Genomic DNA, 19,391 nt, shown 5'->3' on the forward strand with positions numbered 1-19,391 from the left:
TGCTTATACGGGACAGAAGCTTGCTAGATCCATGTTAATTACGAGGATTGATGACAACGGAAAATTGATCCTTATCCTCTTTATGATTATGGTGCTCAGTAGTTTGTAAATGATATGGATACCCATCACTTATCTCATTCAGATTTCCCTTATACTCTTCAGATGCAGTCAGTATCTAAGGGATAGGCCTATGAAAAAATCAGAAAACACAACAGTCAGCAATTGAACTCTGAAAGCTTATTTTAACCGATATGTGTCGTCGATCCCTATTAGCGTCAAAATCTCGGGGAATCGACGACAATTCGTATTAGGGAGATATAACGAGAAAATACGAGAATATATAATACAATTGGATGAATTTATGGATTTCTTTATTTTTGAAAGTGGAAAAAAGGAATCCGCATACAAATATAGAAAGCTTATAACAACGCCAATTTTTGGGGTTTGTATCGTACCTATGAGGAATTGAAACTACCAATGGAAACGGGTCTTCATGGATACCGTTCCCAGTTTGTATCGTACCTATGAGGAATTGAAACTCAGTCCATATCTGGAATGGTACGTTGAGACGGTTGAGTTTGTATCGTACCTATGAGGAATTGAAACATAAAAGTCTGATTGCCTCCAAACAGCATCGATTGCAGAGTTTGTATCGTACCTATGAGGAATTGAAACAAAGAAAGGGAGGAATGATCATGGAAAAAGTGGTCTTGTTTGTATCGTACCTATGAGGAATTGAAACTAGAATGTATTTTCTAAAACAGAAAATATGTTCCCTAAGTTTGTATCGTACCTATGAGGAATTGAAACCAAAAACGGGGCGTTCTTTTTTGGAACACCCAACACGAGTTTGTATCGTACCTATGAGGAATTGAAACTAGAATGTATTTTCTAAAACAGAAAATATGTTCCCTAAGTTTGTATCGTACCTATGAGGAATTGAAACCAAAAACGGGGCGTTCTTTTTTGGAACACCCAACACGAGTTTGTATCGTACCTATGAGGAATTGAAACAAAAACGACTCCCAGCCTCCAAGCGCCGACCCGTCCGTTTGTATCGTACCTATGAGGAATTGAAACGATAACTAACTTTTGTTTTTGTATTTCCACAATCTATCGTTTGTATCGTACCTATGAGGAATTGAAACATCAAGGACAAAATGCGGTTGATCTGATATTGTATGAGTTTGTATCGTACCTATGAGGAATTGAAACTATTGCTTGCAAAATGTTCGTGGCATTGAGAAAACGTCTATATCGCACCTATGAGGAATTGAAACAGCAATCAGGTGCGTTGACACCTGGCGACGCAGGTAGTCTATATCGTACCTATGAGGAATTGAAACAGATCATTCGGTGCGACATACACCACGCCGGCCACAACAGTCTATATCGTACCTATGAGGAATTGAAACTTTCTCTTTTTCCGTGACCGTGTTTTTACTCCCGCCCGGTTTGTATCGTACCTATGAGGAATTGAAACATGAAAGAAATCGTCCCTCCACTTGACCATTCCGTCTGTTTGTATCGTACCTATGAGGAATTGAAACCAAATTTCAGATGAGCTTACTAGTTTAAGATTGAGTTCTTGGATATATTCAAAAATATATAATTACTTTGTTATTGGAACATGATCTTTATAGAGGCACTGCTGAAAACTAGATTTATTAAATATATTGGATTATGTACATGTACATTTACTTTACCGTGCCACCGGTTTCTATTACCATTACAAAACCCTTGTATTCTTCTACAAAACAATTATCAAGATGAGGAAGAAAAGTTGATTATAACAGAAATTTATGTTGAGTCAGAAGCTGGTCTTTCAGAGTCTGAAAGAAAGCATATTTGAGAATTTCCTGATGAATATTTTGAGTTATCTATTTACAGAGAACATTCTTGCTGTAAAGGCTTAATTGATGTATATTATTGATTAAAGTTGTTCCTATCTTACCTATAGAGGAATTGAAACTTATATAATCAGATTTACTTTCTTGATAGTTGTTACTATCAACTATTAAAGCTATCGTACCTATGAGGAATGATTAACTGTACAATTTTTTAGTCATCTCGATTTTGGGATGAATTGAGAATTGAATAACACTTGTATAAATATTTCTTGTTATATAATCAATATTTAATTTTCTCGAAATTAAAAAATGGGGTTGACATGTGTAATTAAATGGGAGATACTATTTTCGAGGGAAGGAGGTGGAAATGAATGGAGGGAAAAGTTGTTTACGTGCAATCATATTTGAGAAGAAGAGATTCCCGCAAAAAGACCGAACGGGTCCGTTCTCATTTCAGAAGTCTTCCAAATGGAAGAGACCTCTAACGAAGATATGAATAATCGCTAGAAGTCTCGGTGTCTCAGGAGTATGGCTCCTAAGGGTTCATTTATTCTCTGCCAAGAACAAATGAAATTATGAAGTTATCTAACCCTAAGTATAACATGTTTTCTCTTTTTGTGGAGCCATACTCCTGAATTTTATATTTGAATTGGAAGGAGGTCACTCAGATTGAAGTTAATGGTCACCATGAAGTCCGAAAGTCCCTTGAAGCTGCCGTTGGCTTATCAGCAGATCCTTCAGGGATTCTGTTATCACGTACTTCAAGATCGGGCGTTTGCGCAGTTTTTGCATGATCTTGGCTATCCGGTTGGGAAACGCAACTTTAAGCTATTTACCTTTAGCCGCCTAACAGGGCAGTATCGGATAGACAAAAAACATAAACAAATCGTATTCGAGGATTCATTTTCATGGCAGATAAGCTCTATCGTTCCTGCATTCATCCAAGAATTTGGACGGAGCCTGCTTACCGCCGATAGTCTACATTTCCACGGACAAGAAGTCTTCGTTGACGAAGTACGTTACGAAGACATCGGAGAGTCAACTTCCCCAGCGCGTATCCGCATGATCTCTCCCGTAACTGTTCATAGTACATTTGAATCCGCCAGCGGGAAAAAAACCACCCAGTTCTATGACCCCGATGACCCAGCCTTTTCCCACCTCATCCATGAAAATCTTCGAAAAAAATATCTGGCATTCTATCAACGTGAAATGGAAGGAGATTTTGGAATCGAATCCGTGAACGTTCACCCAAGAGATAAAGTGGTCACTCGCTTTAAGCAGTTTATGATTACGGCCTGGAATGGTGTCTATCAGCTTAATGGTACACCGGAGAATATTCGTTTTGCCCAGTGCGTAGGCATTGGCAGTCGCAATTCACAAGGCTTCGGCATGTTCGAAACCCTATGATGGAGGTGAAGAAAGCTTGCTGGCAGAATCCATGATTCGATTGGGTCATATGATTAGAGATAGTGACATGAGTGTGAGGAAACGCATCTCACTTCTAACAGACGTTCACAGTACGAATTGTAAAAATTATTTTCAACATGTCGTGATCGTGGAGTTAGGTGACAAGGAAACGAGAGCATCCAAGATTATGATCGGCGATCTCGACAAGGAAAAGTCGGACTTTAAAGTGAATGAGGAGGAAAGTGTGGCCTTTCCCATCATCTATCCGAACGGGGGGAATCCACTACACGCACAGGGGATCTATCCCATTCCATGTTATCTGCTCTATGACCCTCATATCAAACTTTTTCCAGAGTCATCGAAGTTGATTCAGGACTATTTGCTCCCTCGTATCAACAGTACGGTCAGTTATCAGCAACAAACCCCGGAAGAGAGAGAAGGACTTGCGGAGCGGGTAGCGGAAGTGATCGCTCAGTCCGCGACAGAATGGGTGACCGAAGAGAAGCAGTTGGGCATTCTCATGATTTTCGATGAGCGACTGCCCTTCTACAAGCGCACCGACCAACAGCCTGATGCTGAAGACATTCTGATTAGGGGCAGTCTTATCCATCCTCGGCAACAGATGTACCTCCAAGGTGAGGTGGCATTGCAATTCATTGCAGAAGCGAAGTTTAGAGAGGCTGCAACACTGGGACAGGAAGCGCATGCGATCTCCACATTTACGAATGAACAGAGTGAGGAAGTCGTCTCTATTTACAATAAATCCTGGCTGTGGCTATCTCCAACGTGGGACATGCCTAAACCTCAATCCTGGCGAGACCATCAGTGGACGAATGGCATCAAGGTCGATCGGCTTAGCTATGAAGCCTTTCTTTATGGCACTCAATTTACGAAGGAAATAACGAGACCGATTAACAGTGCGGTTGTGAAGGAAATGTTTGCTCCGATTCAAAATGTGGAAGCCAAACAGCATATGAAGCCGACCAGCTTCGAGGCCATTTATGGGGCTCCTATCGTGCTGCCACTGCTAGACATGCAGAAGACCCAAGTATCTTCCAATATTCTGGATTTATTAATCGGAAAGGAAAGCAGGGAAGCGCATGCGCCAAGTCAGCAAGATATGCACCTTGAGATCGTGACAGGACTTAATCGCAGGTTGCCACCAGCTGATCAGCTAAGTTCATACCGATTGACACTGCTCTATTATGGGGGGGATCTCTCCCGAGGCAATATGCATGTTCGGGCAATGATTGAAGATGTCGTGCCCAGTGTGGCTCAGGCACTCGAGAAGCTCATGCGAAAGGTAAGAGGCAAGTATTTAAGTGAGATTGGGAGAATGTTTGGTATGCGAGACGAGCATTTGATCTCCATGAATCGCAGACTGGAAACTCTGTTATCGCTGCTCGGCAATGCGTATGGTTCCGGGTATATCTGGGATGTACTGCGCAAGGCACTACACCGGGAGGATTTAACACGCCAACGTGCGGATCATTCCACCGCAATCAAGTTGAATGAATTAGCCAACAAGCGGGATGAGTGGGGGATGAAGCGGGAGCTCGTATATTATCTCAGTTTCTTGAACTTTCTCACCCTCTACCAGAGGGATATTCTAAATAAAGAAACGGATGTGAGGACATTGAGTGAATGGTCAACTGTGATGGATCAGTATCATCAGGGCAGCTTGAGTGAGGATATACTGCAATCAACAGAGATGCTCGGATTTGCCACTGGTCTGCTGCTTAAGCAATTTAGTCATTCTTACTACAACAAGACTGGACAGGACTTCGTAGAGCATCGCGTCATGAAGTTTGGCAGCAAACTGACACCGAACATGATTTGGCAACAAGGTGTGAAGCGATGCTGGGATCTGAAGATGCAATGGAAGCTTAATATTGCCAGACAATTTGAGTCCAATCTAGCGCAAATCTTGAAGAAACTCCTGGATGCGAATCAATCGGGACAGCTGGCCTCAGATCATCATGTCTTTATTTCGGCCTTCTGGGCGGGATACTTATCTTATCAGAAACCTAAAAAAACAGCGGAAGCAGAGGAGGAAACAGTTCATGCCAATCCATAGTGGAGAAATATTGTTTATCAAATCGGCTAAAGACGGAATTCCCAATCGTGATCCATTAAATGATAGTGACGCCAGGAGGTTGTTCCCGGAGGAAGACGGACGTATCTCCTTAAGCGATGTGTCCATCAAGCGCGATGTGCGAGATTATGTGCTGAGTGTGAATGAGGATTCACCACAGGCGATGCATAATCAAATCTTTGTCCAGCAAATTATGAATGATAAAGGGAATTTGCTGGGCCGCAAAAGCTTGGCGGAGTTAATTGCCCAAAATGTCGGCAAGGAGAAAGAAGCCAAGAAGGATATGAAAAGTGTGTTGCTGGAGCATAGCTTCGATGTGAGAACCTTTGGTATCGTCTATTCCGTCAACCCCAAATTTCATTTGACTGGACCTGTCCAGTTTGGGTGGGCGCACTCCATGCATCCGGTAGACAGCCATTATGTGCAAGGAACGGTCGTCATGCCAAGTAAAGATGTGAGCAATAATAGCGGCGGGGATGAAGAGGGCAAAACACAGGGCACGATCTGGACAAGCTATACCGTTCCCTTTGCTGTATTTGCCATGCCAGCAGTAATAAATGCCAAGAATGCGGAGCATACGCAGATGACACCCGAAGATCAAGAACTATTGTTAAAGGGCTTGTGGCAAGGCACCCAGCTTCGTCAAGCACGTGGCAGAGGTCAGCAGCAACCGCTTTTCCTTTTACATGTAGAATATCGTGATCCTCATTTTCGAATTGGCTACTTAGAGGATTATGTTTCACTGCACTTGCTGAACGAAGATCAGCAGTGGGGATTGAATGGAAAACAACCTTCTTCGACCAAAGACATCTCACTGGATATTGGGCCTTTGCTGGAAGTTCTCGAACAGTACAGCGATAAAATCGCAAACTGTCGCATTTGGGTTCAACCTACCCTTCAAGTAAAGGGAGACATGACAGCCTATCAACAACCACTGTGGTAAGGATGATTCCATGAAAATCATTTCATTTGATGTAAGAGGGAAGTTGGCTCATTTTCGCAGGCCAGATACAACCGCTACACATTTGTCTTATCCATTCATTACGCCTACTGCCGTAAAAGGGATGGTAGGGGCAATATTAGGAATTGAAGATTTTACGACGACAGATAAAATCGGAATTCAGTTGCTGAATCCAGTCGTAACCATAGCACAACAAATGTCCATGCTAGGTAAAGATGGCGGCAGTTCATTCAATCGTCCGACCACAATGGAACTGCTCGTCAACCCTGCTTATCGTATCTATTATTCGGGTGATCATTATACCGATGAGCTTGAGACCCATTTAACTAGCGGAACAGCGGTGTACCCCACTTTCCTTGGTTCAGCCTACGCGCTCACCAAGCCCGTTCTGCATCGTATCGATACAGAAGCAGTGGAGGTCAGGCAATCAGAACAAGCCATTGAGATATCCTCCATTGTCCCCACCTGTATCGTGAAAGATATTGTGTGGCAACATCATCATCATTACAGTCGGGCCGGTGGATTCATGTGGGTGTACAAGGGAGAACGGAAATTCGAGAAATCACTAGATTTTCTGTACGAACGAAGTGGCAAACGAGTGGCTGTTCAATTAAAGGAAGAATGGAAAGAAGATGTGGTAATCGTACGGATGGGGGATGAACATGTATGTCTCGTTTAGTACCGCCATTTGAACAATGTGTTGCCCGTCCTGATATGGGAGATCAGAAATTCTTGCTGATCGACCATTTAACAGATGTGAAATCATTCATGGAGCAATGGGTGCGGCAGCACCCCTCTCTCTATTCAGATGAGATTCTCATTCAGATGATGGGGATGGCCGGTGTCTGTCACGATATTGCCAAAGCGCATGCAGACTGGCAAACCCATATCCAACCCTATCATATAAACAACAAACGAAATCGGCCCCATCATGCTCCGCAAGGGGCTTTTCTATTTTCCTATGTTTGTTATCTCTGGCTGAAACAGCGGGGAGCCTGGTCTACCCATTCTCGCTATTGGGCTTGGATAAGTCGGGATTTGGCCGATCATCATGGATCGTTGAAGTATTTAGATGATGATCATTGGCAGTTCGCTCGTGATCATTGGAATTACATGGACTTGCAAGGAATCACTCATTTTCTGAGCCAGCAGTTTCCAGACATGCCTGATTTGAGTTTATCCATGGAAACACTCGAAGACTGGGAAGACGAATTACATGAAATCAAATTTCAGATGGATGCACATTGGCTAGATTGGACAGAGCAATTTGCTGATCGTCCGCAATTCGCCATGCGGGAATTGCATGAATGGAGATACTTGACAACAGGACTGATTGCAGGTGATCGATTCAGTATCACAGAGACGCCCACCACATGGCTGTCTGATGACGATTGGAAGAACGCGGAGAAGCGCATTACGAACTTGTGTGAGGCGAACACTTGCCATCCACTCTACCAAGTGAGGAGAGATGCACAACAATCGGTTATGGATCAGCTCAGCCATAACTGCGATCATCGCTTCTACACACTGGAAATGCCGACCGGATATGGAAAGACCTTTACCTCTCTGAAAATGGCGACATGGCTTGGTCAACATCAGAAGTTGCGCAAACTCGTCTATGTTGCGCCCTACTTGTCTATATTAGATCAAACGAGCACGGTCATTCAGGACGCGCTCAATCGGCCGGTATTAGAACATCACTCATTAGCTCTATGGGATGATCATGAAGTCAATGCGAGTAGCAGGCAGGATCAGAACGAGCAACGAACACCGAAGAGTCAACTTACGATGGAAGCATGGGCGCACGACATGGTATGTACGAGCTTTAATCAATTTACGAAGGCGTTGTTCCCGCGCAGAGCCCAGGATACTCTGCGAAGAGCCTTTCTACAGGATTGTGTGGTCATTATTGATGAACCTCAAATTTTTGATCTGTCTGTCTGGAATACGTTTCTTGCAGGACTGGAGTCTATGGCGATATCTATGAACTGGTGTGTCGTGTTCCTCTCTGCTACCATGCCCACCTTCGAATTCGGACTCCGTGAAAATCCAGCCGTGCTTTCTGTTTCCACAGCTAGGAAAGCGGAGCGATATCAGATCGTTTTGGAGGAAGCCATGGACGAACATCGGCTGGCAGACTTCCTCCTGTCACGTGAAGAAACCTTGCAAGGAGCGATTCTGAATACAATCGAGGATGCCTATGTCACTTATCGAGCTGTACGTAAGAAAAAGCCGGATGCTGAGGTCATCCTCGTCCATGGGCTGATGATTCCCATCCACAAACAAACGGTTATTAATCGAATCAAGCATCATCTGGCCTGTCATCGAGATATTCCATTGATTGTGATCTCTACCCAGGTGCTGGAGGCTGGCGTAGATGTCAGCTTTGAGCATTTGTTTCGCGCGTTGCCCATCCTCCCCTCTATCGTTCAGGCGGCAGGCAGAGTGAATCGGCACTTTGAAATGGAAGATCGCAAAGGTCAACTGACGGTGGCTCCCTTTTTAAGAGGCATGCAAACAAAAACGAGAAACATCTATAATGAAAGCTTGCGTCAGAAGACAGACAAGTTGTTCTTGGTGAAATCAGTATGGATGGAATCTGAAATGGAAGCGTTAATCAGGCGGTTTTATGAAGAGGAATTTCATGAGAATAACCATCAGACGGGGCTCACAGATATCCATGCAGCCTTGAACGGCCAATGGCCGAATCTGAGCAAGCTACAACCATTCGGGGCAGATCCGTTCCGACTCCCTCTCTTTATTCCATGGGAACCAGCCGAAGAAGACATGTTGTTTCTGCCTGAACGTTACAAGCTGCTGATGAAGCAATGTTCAGTGGAATCAACGAAGCAACTCTATGACCGATACAAGGACAAGTCGTATTGGCAGGGCAAGGATCGAGTACAATGGAAAAAGTTCATGATGCTGTTCCATCATTTTGTGCTGAATGCTCCAGTCAAGGCCGCTCTAAAGCATGTCCTCCAAAGTCGATACTTAACGAGCAAATCCGTGCCGATCACGGAAAATCCAGACTTGTACCACCCGATTACCGGCTTTACTGAACACTTTTGCGGAATGGATGAATTGATATAAGGAGGGTTTCTATGTCTTACCTCATGCCCGTGACAGGTACAGACATCTGGTATTACTTCATATGCAAACGTGAATCGTGGTTAATGGCGCATGAGATCGCGCCAGATCAAGAGGATGAAAATGTTGATCTCGGAAGATTCATTCATGAATATCGCTATAGTCGCGGCAAAAAGGAGATTGAGGCAGGGCATATTAAGATGGATCGACTGAAAAAGGTGAATGGAGAACTGGTTGTGCAGGAAGTGAAGAAATCCTCTACCTTCATTGAGAGTGCTCGTTATCAACTCCTCTATTACTTAGATCAATTACGTCAAATGGGAATTAATGCCCGAGGAGAGCTGCTGTTCCCAGAAGAACGGAAGAAGGAGCGAGTAGACTGGACGCAGGAAAGCAAACAAAAGCTTGAGGAAGCAGTATCTGACATTCGGAGCATCGCGAAGATGCCCGTTCCTCCTGAACCGAAAAAGATTACATTCTGCCGTAAATGTGCGTATCGTGAATATTGCTGGGCGGAGGGATGAAGGAATGAAGAAAAGTTTATACATTTTCCAAAACGGTGAACTGAGACGAAGAGACCACAGTTTATACTTCGAAACAGAAGAAAGAAAAAGGTTCATCCCTGTTGAGGACACCAGCGATATTTACATTTTTGGAGAGGTGGATGTGACCAAGAAATTTCTTGAATTTGCCTCTCAGAAGGAAATTTGTGTGCATTATTTCAATCATTACGGCTATTATACCGGAACGTTCTATCCGAGAGAGCATCAGAATGCGGGACATGTGATCTTGAAACAAGCGGAGCACTATCTGGATAGAGAGAAGAGAGTTGCACTTGCTAGGACCTTTATTGAGGGATCAATCGGTCAGATGATGCAAGTACTGAAATATTACAAAAATCGGGTTGTGGAAGGAAAAGAGAAAATAACCGAGTTGCTGGATCAATTCCAAGTCATAACTGCTGAAATGAAGCAGGGTGGTTCTGTAGAGGAACTGATGGCGACGGAGGGGCATGCAAGAGAAAAATATTATGCCGCCTTCGATTCGATCATTCAGCATGAGGACTTTCCATTCGAAAAGCGGAGCCGCAGACCTCCACTCAATCGACTGAATGCCTTGATCAGCTTTGGCAATGCCATTTGCTATACCATGGTGCTCAGTGAAATCTATAAGACCTATCTGGACCCGCGTATTGGTTATCTGCACGCCACGAATTTTCGCCGCTTCTCATTGAATCTGGATATCGCCGAAATTTTCAAACCGATAATCGTGGATCGTCTCATCTTCACCCTGATTAACAAAAAGATAGAAGCGTGATTTTGAAACTATTGAATGACTTCACGAATCGACATGTCTGGAAGAGAATTGATGCAAAAGTCGCAGCACTCGAGTGACCAAACATCATAAATTTACATGAAAACGTAGAAGACCCTTTCTGTGGGAGGGGCAGGATTATCTTCAATTTCAAAGTTCACTCTAATCAATCTGGGAAAATCCCACAATATAACACTATTTAAACGCGACTCAGTCACTGAAGTCTTTCTATGATGAGTTTTAAATTCAGGAACAATTTATTTAGAAAGAAAGAACAATAATAATCAAAATAACATACAAATAACGACAAATTAAATTAGTGGATTCTATAGTGATTTAATGGTACTAAATTACTATTTTTCATATAAATCTTTAATTTGATCACTATATATGTTATCTTCATTCCTGTATTAAACATTAAATTTAATTTTAGGAGGAAAAAATGAGAAAAAATTTATTGTTGGTCGTGATTTTTGTTTTGGCTATTATTGCTCCTACATCTGCTTTTGCTAGTAACAGTGTTCAAACTTCAAATGACAAGGAAGTAGAAAAATTCATCGAAAAATATGGTGAAGCTATTAACGAGGCAAACACGGATTTATTAAGCATTTATCAAGCTTCCAAAAATGATTCTGATGAACAGCAAAAGATAAAAGATTTTTATGAAAAGAAAGAAATAAAGGAATTACTGCACAAAGTTAGAAGAGAATTCAATGATAACCCTGAACTAGAAACTAAATACATTGAAAATGTTGATGCATTTGACCTGAGAAAAGTTGCTGAGAAATTACCAATAAACTCATTAAAACTTAACAGTGCAGAGAAGAAAATTGTAACAATGGAGGATGGTAGTTTCACACAAGTTACTGAAGAGTTTGGAAAAGTAAATTCTAACGAATTATTAATGTCTGCATCAAGTCAGGAATTTGACGCATATAGATATATTAGATATGATGACGATGATTATTATCATCGTTGGACGTATACAATCGTACATTTGTTTTATCCTGATACTAAACTTGCATTGATGTCTTACATGTCAGCCACTATCGGTAAATTAACGATCTCAAATGCTACTACTACAGGTACTTTTTCGCAAGTACCAATAGTATCGGTTTCATCAAGTGCAAGTGTTATCAGATCTAGTGGTTCTTCTAGTACTGCAGCAAAAACAAGTGGTTCATATCAAGTTACTTTTGCAGGTATGAATGGTGTCGGGCTTCATGTCGAAAACTACGATTTAAATGCATCGTATCGACTAGATGTTTCTGATCGATATGGGGCTTTTTTAGATACTACTTTAACTGTAGTGCAGTAAACAAATCGTCATAAATAACCGAGTGTGAGATTCATACTCGGTTATTTAAATAAACAATACTGGAGTGCATGCTGTTGAATAAAAATCCTGATACAATCAAGGTGTTATGCAACTTTCTATTAACTTGGATTTCATATGTATATATTATTGAGCAATCCATACTTCCAAAATATATTGATACAGATCAGTTGTCTACACAAGGCAGTTTGTTAATGTTTGTTGTGTATATTGCATCACTCTCGTTGTTCAGCAAAATGAGAAATGTTTTTACAGCTATACTGGTTGTATTTCTTTTGACTTCATTTTACTATCTCATTTTTTCGGAAGGGATTTCCGTTTTCAAATCCCAATGGCCATATTTCATCACTGCTTTAGCACTTCCATTTTTGGGATATCTAATTATTGAACTATTTATGCATGTTAAAAAATTGATCACAAAGTAATGAGACTATAGAAAAACCAATTCGATATATCTCAGAATGTGTGATCACACAACATTCCAAGAGACAGTGAATTATTTCTTTATCAAATTGTTAAGCAACTTCAAAACTTTGGTACTGTTCCTGCTATGGATGTTCATTTTACAATAAACAGGAAAATTAGATGTATTTCTAGTATATGTCTCGTCGACTCTCATTAGCGTCGTAATCCTAGGGGATCGACGACAATTCAAATTAGGGAGATTGAACGAGAAACCAAGAGGAGATTAAGGATAACTGGATAATATTCCGAAATAGACAATTTGTGAAAGTGAATAAAGGAATCTTTGAACAAATGTAGTAAGCCTATATCAAAGCCAATTTTTGGGGTTTGTATCGTACCTATGAGGAATTGAAATTGCTCATGAGCTGCAGCCTTCTCGCGCTTTTCCTGGTTTGTATCGTACCTATGAGGAATTGAAACAGAACACTCCAGAATCATTTCATCCAACCCCGTCCGTTAAACGAATTGGATGACAGGATCGCCCTCATTTTAAAACAAGTGGAGCAGGTTCCGGCATTCCGATTGGAAGGCTCTGGCACGATGAACGCAGCCATGCGATCTCTCCTCTGATTCCTCTCAGCATAAGGTGACTAACATCTGAATCAGCAGCATACGCAAAAGAAAGAGCGGATATGTACCATTACCATCATGGACATACCCGCTCTTCCTTATTTCCAAATACCTAAACGCGCCATGCATTACGGTGTTCGACGTTCAGCAGTTGAGAGTGATTCAGGCTTCAGTATCTAACTCCGCCAGCCGTACAAACAAGATATTGTTCTCGAGATGAATATGCTCGAACATGTCCGCTTCCAGTTGTTCCAGCTTCTCGAAGGTAAGGGTGAATGTCCGGCATGCCCCTTCTGGCAACGTATAGTTCGATGTAACCTTGCGCATTTCCTTCAGTAAATCGCCAGCTCCGCTATGATCTGCTTCCAATCGATCCAGTTCCGCGAGCGCTTCTTTCAGCTTGCCCGGATCTCCGGACTGTTCATAAGCGATCACAAGCGGGAATAAAATCTGTTCCTCTGCCATCAAATGCTGCTCCAGCTCCATCTTCAATTCATGGAACATCCGGTGCAGCGGTGGCAGCATATCCGGATAATGAATGCCGTGTACATTCATTACTTTGGTGACAAACTGACTGATAATCGGCAGCTCACGGCGCACATACTCATGATGCATGCTCACGATATGATCGATCAGCGTCTGAAACGAAGCTTGTTTCCAGTCCTGCTCACCGACTTGCTGGCGTTCGATGTGGAAGCGATACGCTTCATCCAGTGCACCAAGGACCTGCTCTCCGTCCAGTTGTTTGTCTTCAATGGCCTCACGAAGCGGACGCTGGCCGCCACAGCAAAAGTCTATCTGATGAGCTTTGAATACATTGCTCGCCCCCGGGAATGCCGTTACGATATCTCCAATCTTTTTATCCAGTGTAAATGTGGTCATATGAACAACCTCCTTTTGCCCTTATCTTACAATGACGGGAAGCGGAGCTTTGTGATACAGATCACCGACTCCATCCTGAATTACTTCACCTACACTTCTGAGCGCAACTTGGTTATGATAGTCTTAACGAAATGAACCAGGAACAGGAAGTGAGAACATGGAAGACCAAAGATTGCTTCACCTTGCCGAGGTGCCGCTCTTTTCAGATATGAGCCAGGAAGAACTTGCCCATCTCGCCCACATCGCCATTGATCGAACCTATGACAAAAAGCAGGTCATATTTCATGAAGGATCGGAGAAAACCGCCGTTTACCTGATCCAAACCGGACTCGTCAAAACGTACAAGACAGATCGCAACGGACATGAGCAAATTGTCAATTTTCTGTCCTCCGGCAGCATGTTTCCGCACACGGGGCTGTATGCGGAATCCCCGTACCCGGCTACAGCAGAAACGCTGGTGCAAACGAAGGTGTTGGCCATCCCGATCCGGGACTTCGAACAGCTCTTGCGATCCAGACCGTCCATGAGTATAAAGGTCATGCGGGTGATGGGGAAGATTATCATGGAGTTGCAGGCCAAGCTACAGGATATGAGTGGACAGGAGGTTCAGCTTCGTGCGCAGTCGTTTCTCATCGCGATGGTTGCCGAGCAGGGCAGGAAGAGAGAAGGGACAAATATAGAGGATGGAATCTGGCTTCCCTTACCCATCACCCATCAGGAATTTGCCAGTACGATCGGCACGACGAGAGAGAGCATAACCAGGCTGCTCAGTCAGTGGAGGAAGGAAGGACTGATGGACACCAATCGGGACGGATTCATCATCCATGATCTTGATGCCTTTAAGCGGTGGAAGCCGTAAAGGGTCAAAATCAGGGCGAAAGTAGGATGCCATCATACTGAAAGAGTGAAAATCAAGCCTTTTTTCTAAAGATTAGATAAAATTCTACAAAACATGATTATTCCTTCAAAATAGAAGATAGATATGGTAGATTTAGTAATGGGACTTCCCTACCACATTTTGAAGGAGGAATTATTAATTATGTCAGTTCGTGAATTATTTTCTTTCTCAGATTTACCCGCAGTCAATTCCAGCCCGGACAGTGTAAGAAAAAGCTTCCAGGATCGTTATGGCAAGAAGCCGGATGGGATCTGTGTGAACAGTGAGACCTACTACAATGCGGTGCAGCCAGCGATTACCGAGCAATACGGCATGCCTTGCTACAAAGTGCTGGGCGAATTTGAATATGAAGATGATGGAGAGAGCCATCCGGATGAAGGGATTCTGGGCAGCAACTACGCGGTGAACCAAGGGGATGAAGAAGCCACGATTTCCTTGACCGTGGATGCAAGCTGGACAGAGGAAACCTCCTGGTCTTCCGAAGTCACAGCAGGCTTGACCATTTCCGCTGAAGTACAGATTGAAGGAGTGTTCAGCACAGGCGTATCCTTCTCTGAATCCATTACCGTAGGCAAGACCCAGTCTCAACAATCTTCCAGATCGGTATCTTCGACGGTTTCAGTTGTCGTGCCGCCACGCAGCAAGAAGAAAGTGTCCATTGTGGGAACTTTGAAAAAAGCAAAAATGAAATTCGAAGCGCCGGTCAGCGTTCAGGGCATGTTCGGAGCCAATTTCCCTGACAAGGTAGATGGTCATTACTACTGGTTCATGGATGCCAATCATGCATTGGAACAAGCTTCAGGGAAGATCAAGGGCGTCATTGAAAATGCAGCCATCTTCGATGTTCAGACCGAGATTGGGAAAACAGAATCTCTGTAAGATCGTCAACCAGAGTGGGCGTACATAGCGCGCAGTCAGACACGGGGATCAGGAAGTGCATCTATGCACGTCACATACCATTATCATAGGAATGAAAAAACTGACTTTCAGGGGCGCTTCTCCTGGAAGTCAGTGTGATTTCTGATGCTATTTCATATAAGAGGTGATGAGATGAACACGAACCGGTTTGAGCTGCTTCATCCTGAAGGGAAACAAGGCGGCACGATAGACAGACAGAAATATGAAACCATGAAAACAGCCATACTTGCCTGTGTGCAGGCCCATGGAGAAATATCCTTTACCGAACTTGTCGATCAGATCAAGGAACAAATCGGAGATACCTTCGATGGGTCAATTCCCTGGTACGTCACCACAGTCAAACTGGATCTCGAAGCAAGAGGAATCCTGGAACGCTTCAAAAAGAATCAGCGTCAGTGTATCCGTGTAAGAGGATAATGGATGTAGTCATTTATCTTTGGAAAAAAGTTTTATCGTCAAATTTTGTACGGATACGTACAATCCTATGAAACTGTACGCTTAGTTGTCTTCACAATCAGGATGGAATGAGTAGACTGGATATAGGACTGATTGAGGTGAAAGGTGGTGCAACCATGCATTTTCCGGTATGGCTAAATGATTCGATTCAGAGCAGGTTCGATGAACACATCCACAAATCTCATCAAGAAGCAGATATTCTCAGGGCATATCAGCAATTTCATCAGGTCTTTAATACGATGATGACCACACTCAATCCTGAGCAGAAAAAGCAGTTCTTTCAACTGGAAGAAGCGTGGAATCATCTGCATGTCCTAGAAAAAGAATGGCTGTTCAAGCAAGGTCTGAAGGATGGCATTCAATTGATCCATGCACTTAGCGAAAATCAAGCGAGGAAGTGACAGAAAAATGGTGGCTATAACCTTCGAAAATGTTCGTCGTTGATCCTCATTAGCGTCGTAAACCCGGGAGAACGACGACAACTCGTATTTTGGAGAAATGTGATGCCAGCAAGACAAAGAGAAAGAGAAACAGTGATATTTAAAATTTAGACATGATGGGAAAACAAGAAAAAGGAAATGAAGAAGAAATGGAGAATCCTATAACAACGCCATTTTTTGGGGTTTATATCGTACCTATGAGGAATTGAAACGCGGACAAACGTGAAAGCTCTCTTTTCCTTTTCTATAAGGTTTATATCGTACCTATGAGGAATTGAAACTCTCTAAAGCGGATGAAGATCCGGAGACAGGCGATGTGGGTTTATATCGTACCTATGAGGAATTGAAACGGCTGACTATATTGTATGTGATAGAATACATATTTTGTTTATATCGTACCTATGAGGAATTGAAACTTCTTGAGTCCCTCTATAAGTATGTGTTTAGTGTCGTTACGTTTATATCGTACCTATGAGGAATTGAAACTCAGATCCAAAATAGATGGTTTGTCCAGTGGACTTGCGTTTGTATCGTACCTATGAGGAATTGAAACTCATAAAACGAAGGGATGTCAGGAGCTGGGGCGCGCTCTGTTTGTATCGTACCTATGAGGAATTGAAACTGGTCAAAATTCACTTTGACAGGGTGGAGGTCACTGGTTCGTTTATATCGTACCTATGAGGAATTGAAACCAGGTTGCTGCCATTTTGTCTGAACTCGAAAAGTCGCGGGTTTATATCGTACCTATAAGGAATTGAAACGTAATAGATTCCTGCTTCCACGGTGTATTCACCGATCTGCGTTTATATCGTACCTATAAGGAATTGAAACAACGTAATCATGAAGCTGTCAAGAGTATCTTTTACTTCTTCGTTTATATCGTACCTATAAGGAATTGAAACGAGAAAGTGAGATGCAAAACCGTTTCGGTGAAGCCATCGTTTATATCGTACCTATGAGGAATTGAAACCTTAGAGTTTATAAATGAAATTAAAGGAGGAACAACTCAAGGTTTGTATCGTATCTATGAGGAATTGAAATTGTCAATGTACGCTTTCTGGTGACCCGATAAGGATTCAGGGTTTGTATCGTACCTTTGAGGAATTGAAACTCCAGGTCATCATAGCAATCCATCGCCACATCCTTGAGTTTGTATCTTCCCTATGAGGAATTGAAACAAAGAACTTGTTTGGATGGCTTGCATTTCATTTTAGAGTCTATATCTTCCCTATGAGGAATTGAAACACGATGGAGGAGCCGCTAAAATAAAGAATAAATGCTCTGTTTGTATCGTACCTATAAGGAATTGAAACTCTTCGGGCAGAAATTCACGTATCCCTACTCCGTCAAACAGTTTGTATCGTACCTATGAGGAATTGAAACGACTTGTAATTCATCTGCACTCCCCCGATGTAACAGGTTTGTATCGTACCTATGAGGAATTGAAACCAGGGTGAAGGAGGTGGTGGAGGAACCGCACAACAAGTTTTGTATCGTACCTATGAGGACTTGAAACGAAAATATGTAGTGACAGCAGGAGAAAGGGTTGGCGTTGGGTTTGTATCGTACCTATGAGGAATTGAAACAGTTTCGTAAAGATCATCAAATCGTTAAAGATATGATTGAGTTGGTATCGTACCCACGAGGAATTGAAGCTGACGAATGAGGTGCATTATGTACTCATGATTATACTAGGTAAACAATAACCCTGCATCAACCAAATGACAGCATTCGACAAGTGGTATATTCCTTCTATGATTTTAAAACCATTTACAATTAAAACCAATAGAGTGATAATTAACTTTATCGGCCGAAATATTTAATCAATGGAGAAGGATATAAATGACTAAATTTTATAAGTACATTGCTTGTATTTTATGTTTGACAGTAATAGTTATGAGTAATTATTCAATATCTAATGTAATAGCTGTAAATGAAAATGAAGTAGAAGTAGTTAAAAATAGTGTGAATGGAACTGTGACTAAAAATAATAGTGCATTGATTATTAGTAAGTTTACGGATGGTGAATATGAATCTACTGTTACCAGAAATAAAAAGACTGGGTCAGTAACACTAGAAATTATAGAAATAAATACAGGAGAAAAAAATAAATATAAAGTAGATGACTTTAATACTGCAACTAATACGGGATCGATTACAGAGATAGATACAGGTAATAAATTTGAATTAAAGGAGAATAAAGAAGAATATACCACGTACTTTTTACCTATTTTAGCTGTTATTGCTATTCCTTCTGCATTAGCAGCACTAGAGGCGGCTCTTTTGGCTACCGCGGGAGCAATCATTATTGGTGGTATTACGTACTATACAGCAACTGCTGTTTCTGAAGCACTGAACAGCTCAGAGAATAAAGATCAAAATTATTTCATTGCATTACTGCAAGATGGAAAATTTTATTTAGGACCAAGTATTACCTATAACCAAGCAAAATCAAGGGTTCAAGCTGAAGCAGATGTATTTGTGCGTACACAATCAAGAGCTTTAACCTTAACTAAAAACATTTCCCAAAATTATGTAGGACCTGAGATTCACGGCAGTATAAATAATGGTTACTTCTATCATTACCATCCATTACAAAAAATATATCAAACTTCTGGACCAAATGCAGGGCAATTCATCATTAGTAGAAAAGCTCATATATTCTATTTATAATTATGAAACCGATACCTTATTAAGGTATCGGTTTCA

General features: G+C 42.1%; 13 protein-coding genes, 1 pseudogene and 1 CRISPR repeat array. Of the genes and pseudogenes, 13 read left to right on the plus strand and 1 reads right to left on the minus strand.

Translation table 11 applies throughout. The annotated features are described in order from the left end of the window. Positions 1–442: 442 nt before the first annotated feature. A CRISPR array of direct repeats spans positions 443–1,550; the repeat unit is 30 nt; unit sequence GTTTGTATCGTACCTATGAGGAATTGAAAC. Between the two features lie 978 nt (positions 1,551–2,528). From cas6 to ACFSUC_RS05945, 8 genes and pseudogenes are all read left to right on the plus strand, one after another. After that, complete coding sequence (cas6, locus tag ACFSUC_RS05910) at positions 2,529–3,257, plus strand: CRISPR-associated endoribonuclease Cas6 (protein WP_379928589.1); 729 nt, start codon at positions 2,529–2,531, stop codon at positions 3,255–3,257. Between the two features lie 67 nt (positions 3,258–3,324). Then, a complete protein-coding gene (locus ACFSUC_RS05915) occupies positions 3,325–5,334 on the plus strand; it encodes a hypothetical protein (protein ID WP_379928566.1) in 2,010 nt (669 codons plus the stop codon). Continuing rightward, entirely contained in the window at positions 5,321–6,295 is a 975-nt protein-coding gene (locus ACFSUC_RS05920; protein ID WP_379928567.1) for a CRISPR-associated protein, read from the plus strand. The genes ACFSUC_RS05915 and ACFSUC_RS05920 overlap by 14 nt, the downstream gene beginning before the upstream one ends. Positions 6,296–6,305: 10 nt before the next feature. After that, entirely contained in the window at positions 6,306–6,992 is a 687-nt protein-coding gene (gene cas5, locus ACFSUC_RS05925; RefSeq protein ID WP_379928568.1) for a CRISPR-associated protein Cas5, read from the plus strand. Then, entirely contained in the window at positions 6,980–9,406 is a 2,427-nt protein-coding gene (gene cas3 / locus ACFSUC_RS05930) for a CRISPR-associated helicase Cas3' (RefSeq protein ID WP_379928569.1), read from the plus strand. The genes cas5 and cas3 overlap by 13 nt, the downstream gene beginning before the upstream one ends. A gap of 11 nt (positions 9,407–9,417) precedes the next feature. Further along, positions 9,418–9,927 (plus strand): CRISPR-associated protein Cas4, encoded by a 510-nt coding sequence (gene cas4 / locus ACFSUC_RS05935; RefSeq protein WP_379928570.1) that lies wholly within the window; start codon positions 9,418–9,420, stop codon positions 9,925–9,927. 4 nt (positions 9,928–9,931) lie between these two features. Continuing rightward, positions 9,932–10,711 (plus strand): annotated as a pseudogene (cas1b, locus tag ACFSUC_RS05940) (type I-B CRISPR-associated endonuclease Cas1b); the annotation flags it as partial. Between the two features lie 448 nt (positions 10,712–11,159). Then, positions 11,160–12,035: a hypothetical protein gene (locus ACFSUC_RS05945; protein WP_379928571.1), complete on the plus strand. Its 876-nt coding sequence runs from the start codon at positions 11,160–11,162 to the stop codon at positions 12,033–12,035. A gap of 1,215 nt (positions 12,036–13,250) precedes the next feature. Here the strand turns inward: ACFSUC_RS05945 and ric are convergent. Continuing rightward, on the minus strand, positions 13,251–13,970 hold the full coding sequence (gene ric / locus ACFSUC_RS05950) for an iron-sulfur cluster repair di-iron protein (protein WP_379928572.1): 720 nt from the start codon (positions 13,968–13,970) through the stop codon (positions 13,251–13,253). Between the two features lie 157 nt (positions 13,971–14,127). On the opposite strand from ric, the gene ACFSUC_RS05955 reads away from it, so the two are divergent. The 5 genes from ACFSUC_RS05955 to ACFSUC_RS05975 all read left to right on the plus strand — a co-directional run bounded on the left by ACFSUC_RS05955 (position 14,128) and on the right by ACFSUC_RS05975 (position 19,355). Further along, positions 14,128–14,829, plus strand: a complete 702-nt coding sequence (locus tag ACFSUC_RS05955; protein ID WP_379928573.1) for a Crp/Fnr family transcriptional regulator — start codon at positions 14,128–14,130, stop codon at positions 14,827–14,829. 180 nt (positions 14,830–15,009) lie between these two features. After that, positions 15,010–15,747 carry a hydralysin-2 gene (locus ACFSUC_RS05960; RefSeq protein ID WP_379928574.1) on the plus strand — a complete coding sequence of 246 codons (738 nt, stop codon included), beginning with the start codon at positions 15,010–15,012 and terminating at the stop codon, positions 15,745–15,747. 171 nt (positions 15,748–15,918) lie between these two features. Next, positions 15,919–16,203 carry a DUF6958 family protein gene (locus tag ACFSUC_RS05965; protein WP_379928575.1) on the plus strand — a complete coding sequence of 95 codons (285 nt, stop codon included), beginning with the start codon at positions 15,919–15,921 and terminating at the stop codon, positions 16,201–16,203. A gap of 107 nt (positions 16,204–16,310) precedes the next feature. Continuing rightward, complete coding sequence (locus ACFSUC_RS05970) at positions 16,311–16,643, plus strand: hypothetical protein (protein WP_379928576.1); 333 nt, start codon at positions 16,311–16,313, stop codon at positions 16,641–16,643. Positions 16,644–18,524: 1,881 nt separating this feature from the next. Next, positions 18,525–19,355: a hypothetical protein gene (locus ACFSUC_RS05975; protein WP_379928577.1), complete on the plus strand. Its 831-nt coding sequence runs from the start codon at positions 18,525–18,527 to the stop codon at positions 19,353–19,355. The last annotated feature ends 36 nt before the right edge of the window (positions 19,356–19,391 follow it).

It is taken from the genome of Marinicrinis sediminis, from assembly GCF_042685085.1.
GTDB classification, from domain to species: Bacteria; Bacillota; Bacilli; order Paenibacillales; family KCTC-33676; genus Marinicrinis; species Marinicrinis sediminis.

What these genes read in the sequence shown, in the direction of transcription:
- cas6 (WP_379928589.1), top strand. Translation starts at nt 2,529, where the DNA reads ATGGTCACCATGAAGTCCGAAAGTCCCTTGAAGCTGCCGTTGGCTTAT.
- ACFSUC_RS05915 (WP_379928566.1), top strand. Translation starts at nt 3,325, where the DNA reads ATGAGTGTGAGGAAACGCATCTCACTTCTAACAGACGTTCACAGTACG.
- ACFSUC_RS05920 (WP_379928567.1), top strand. Translation starts at nt 5,321, where the DNA reads ATGCCAATCCATAGTGGAGAAATATTGTTTATCAAATCGGCTAAAGAC.
- cas5 (WP_379928568.1), top strand. Translation starts at nt 6,306, where the DNA reads ATGAAAATCATTTCATTTGATGTAAGAGGGAAGTTGGCTCATTTTCGC.
- cas3 (WP_379928569.1), top strand. Translation starts at nt 6,980, where the DNA reads ATGTCTCGTTTAGTACCGCCATTTGAACAATGTGTTGCCCGTCCTGAT.
- cas4 (WP_379928570.1), top strand. Translation starts at nt 9,418, where the DNA reads ATGTCTTACCTCATGCCCGTGACAGGTACAGACATCTGGTATTACTTC.
- ACFSUC_RS05945 (WP_379928571.1), top strand. Translation starts at nt 11,160, where the DNA reads ATGAGAAAAAATTTATTGTTGGTCGTGATTTTTGTTTTGGCTATTATT.
- ric (WP_379928572.1), bottom strand. Translation starts at nt 13,970, where the DNA reads ATGACCACATTTACACTGGATAAAAAGATTGGAGATATCGTAACGGCA.
- ACFSUC_RS05955 (WP_379928573.1), top strand. Translation starts at nt 14,128, where the DNA reads ATGGAAGACCAAAGATTGCTTCACCTTGCCGAGGTGCCGCTCTTTTCA.
- ACFSUC_RS05960 (WP_379928574.1), top strand. Translation starts at nt 15,010, where the DNA reads ATGTCAGTTCGTGAATTATTTTCTTTCTCAGATTTACCCGCAGTCAAT.
- ACFSUC_RS05965 (WP_379928575.1), top strand. Translation starts at nt 15,919, where the DNA reads ATGAACACGAACCGGTTTGAGCTGCTTCATCCTGAAGGGAAACAAGGC.
- ACFSUC_RS05970 (WP_379928576.1), top strand. Translation starts at nt 16,311, where the DNA reads ATGAGTAGACTGGATATAGGACTGATTGAGGTGAAAGGTGGTGCAACC.
- ACFSUC_RS05975 (WP_379928577.1), top strand. Translation starts at nt 18,525, where the DNA reads ATGACTAAATTTTATAAGTACATTGCTTGTATTTTATGTTTGACAGTA.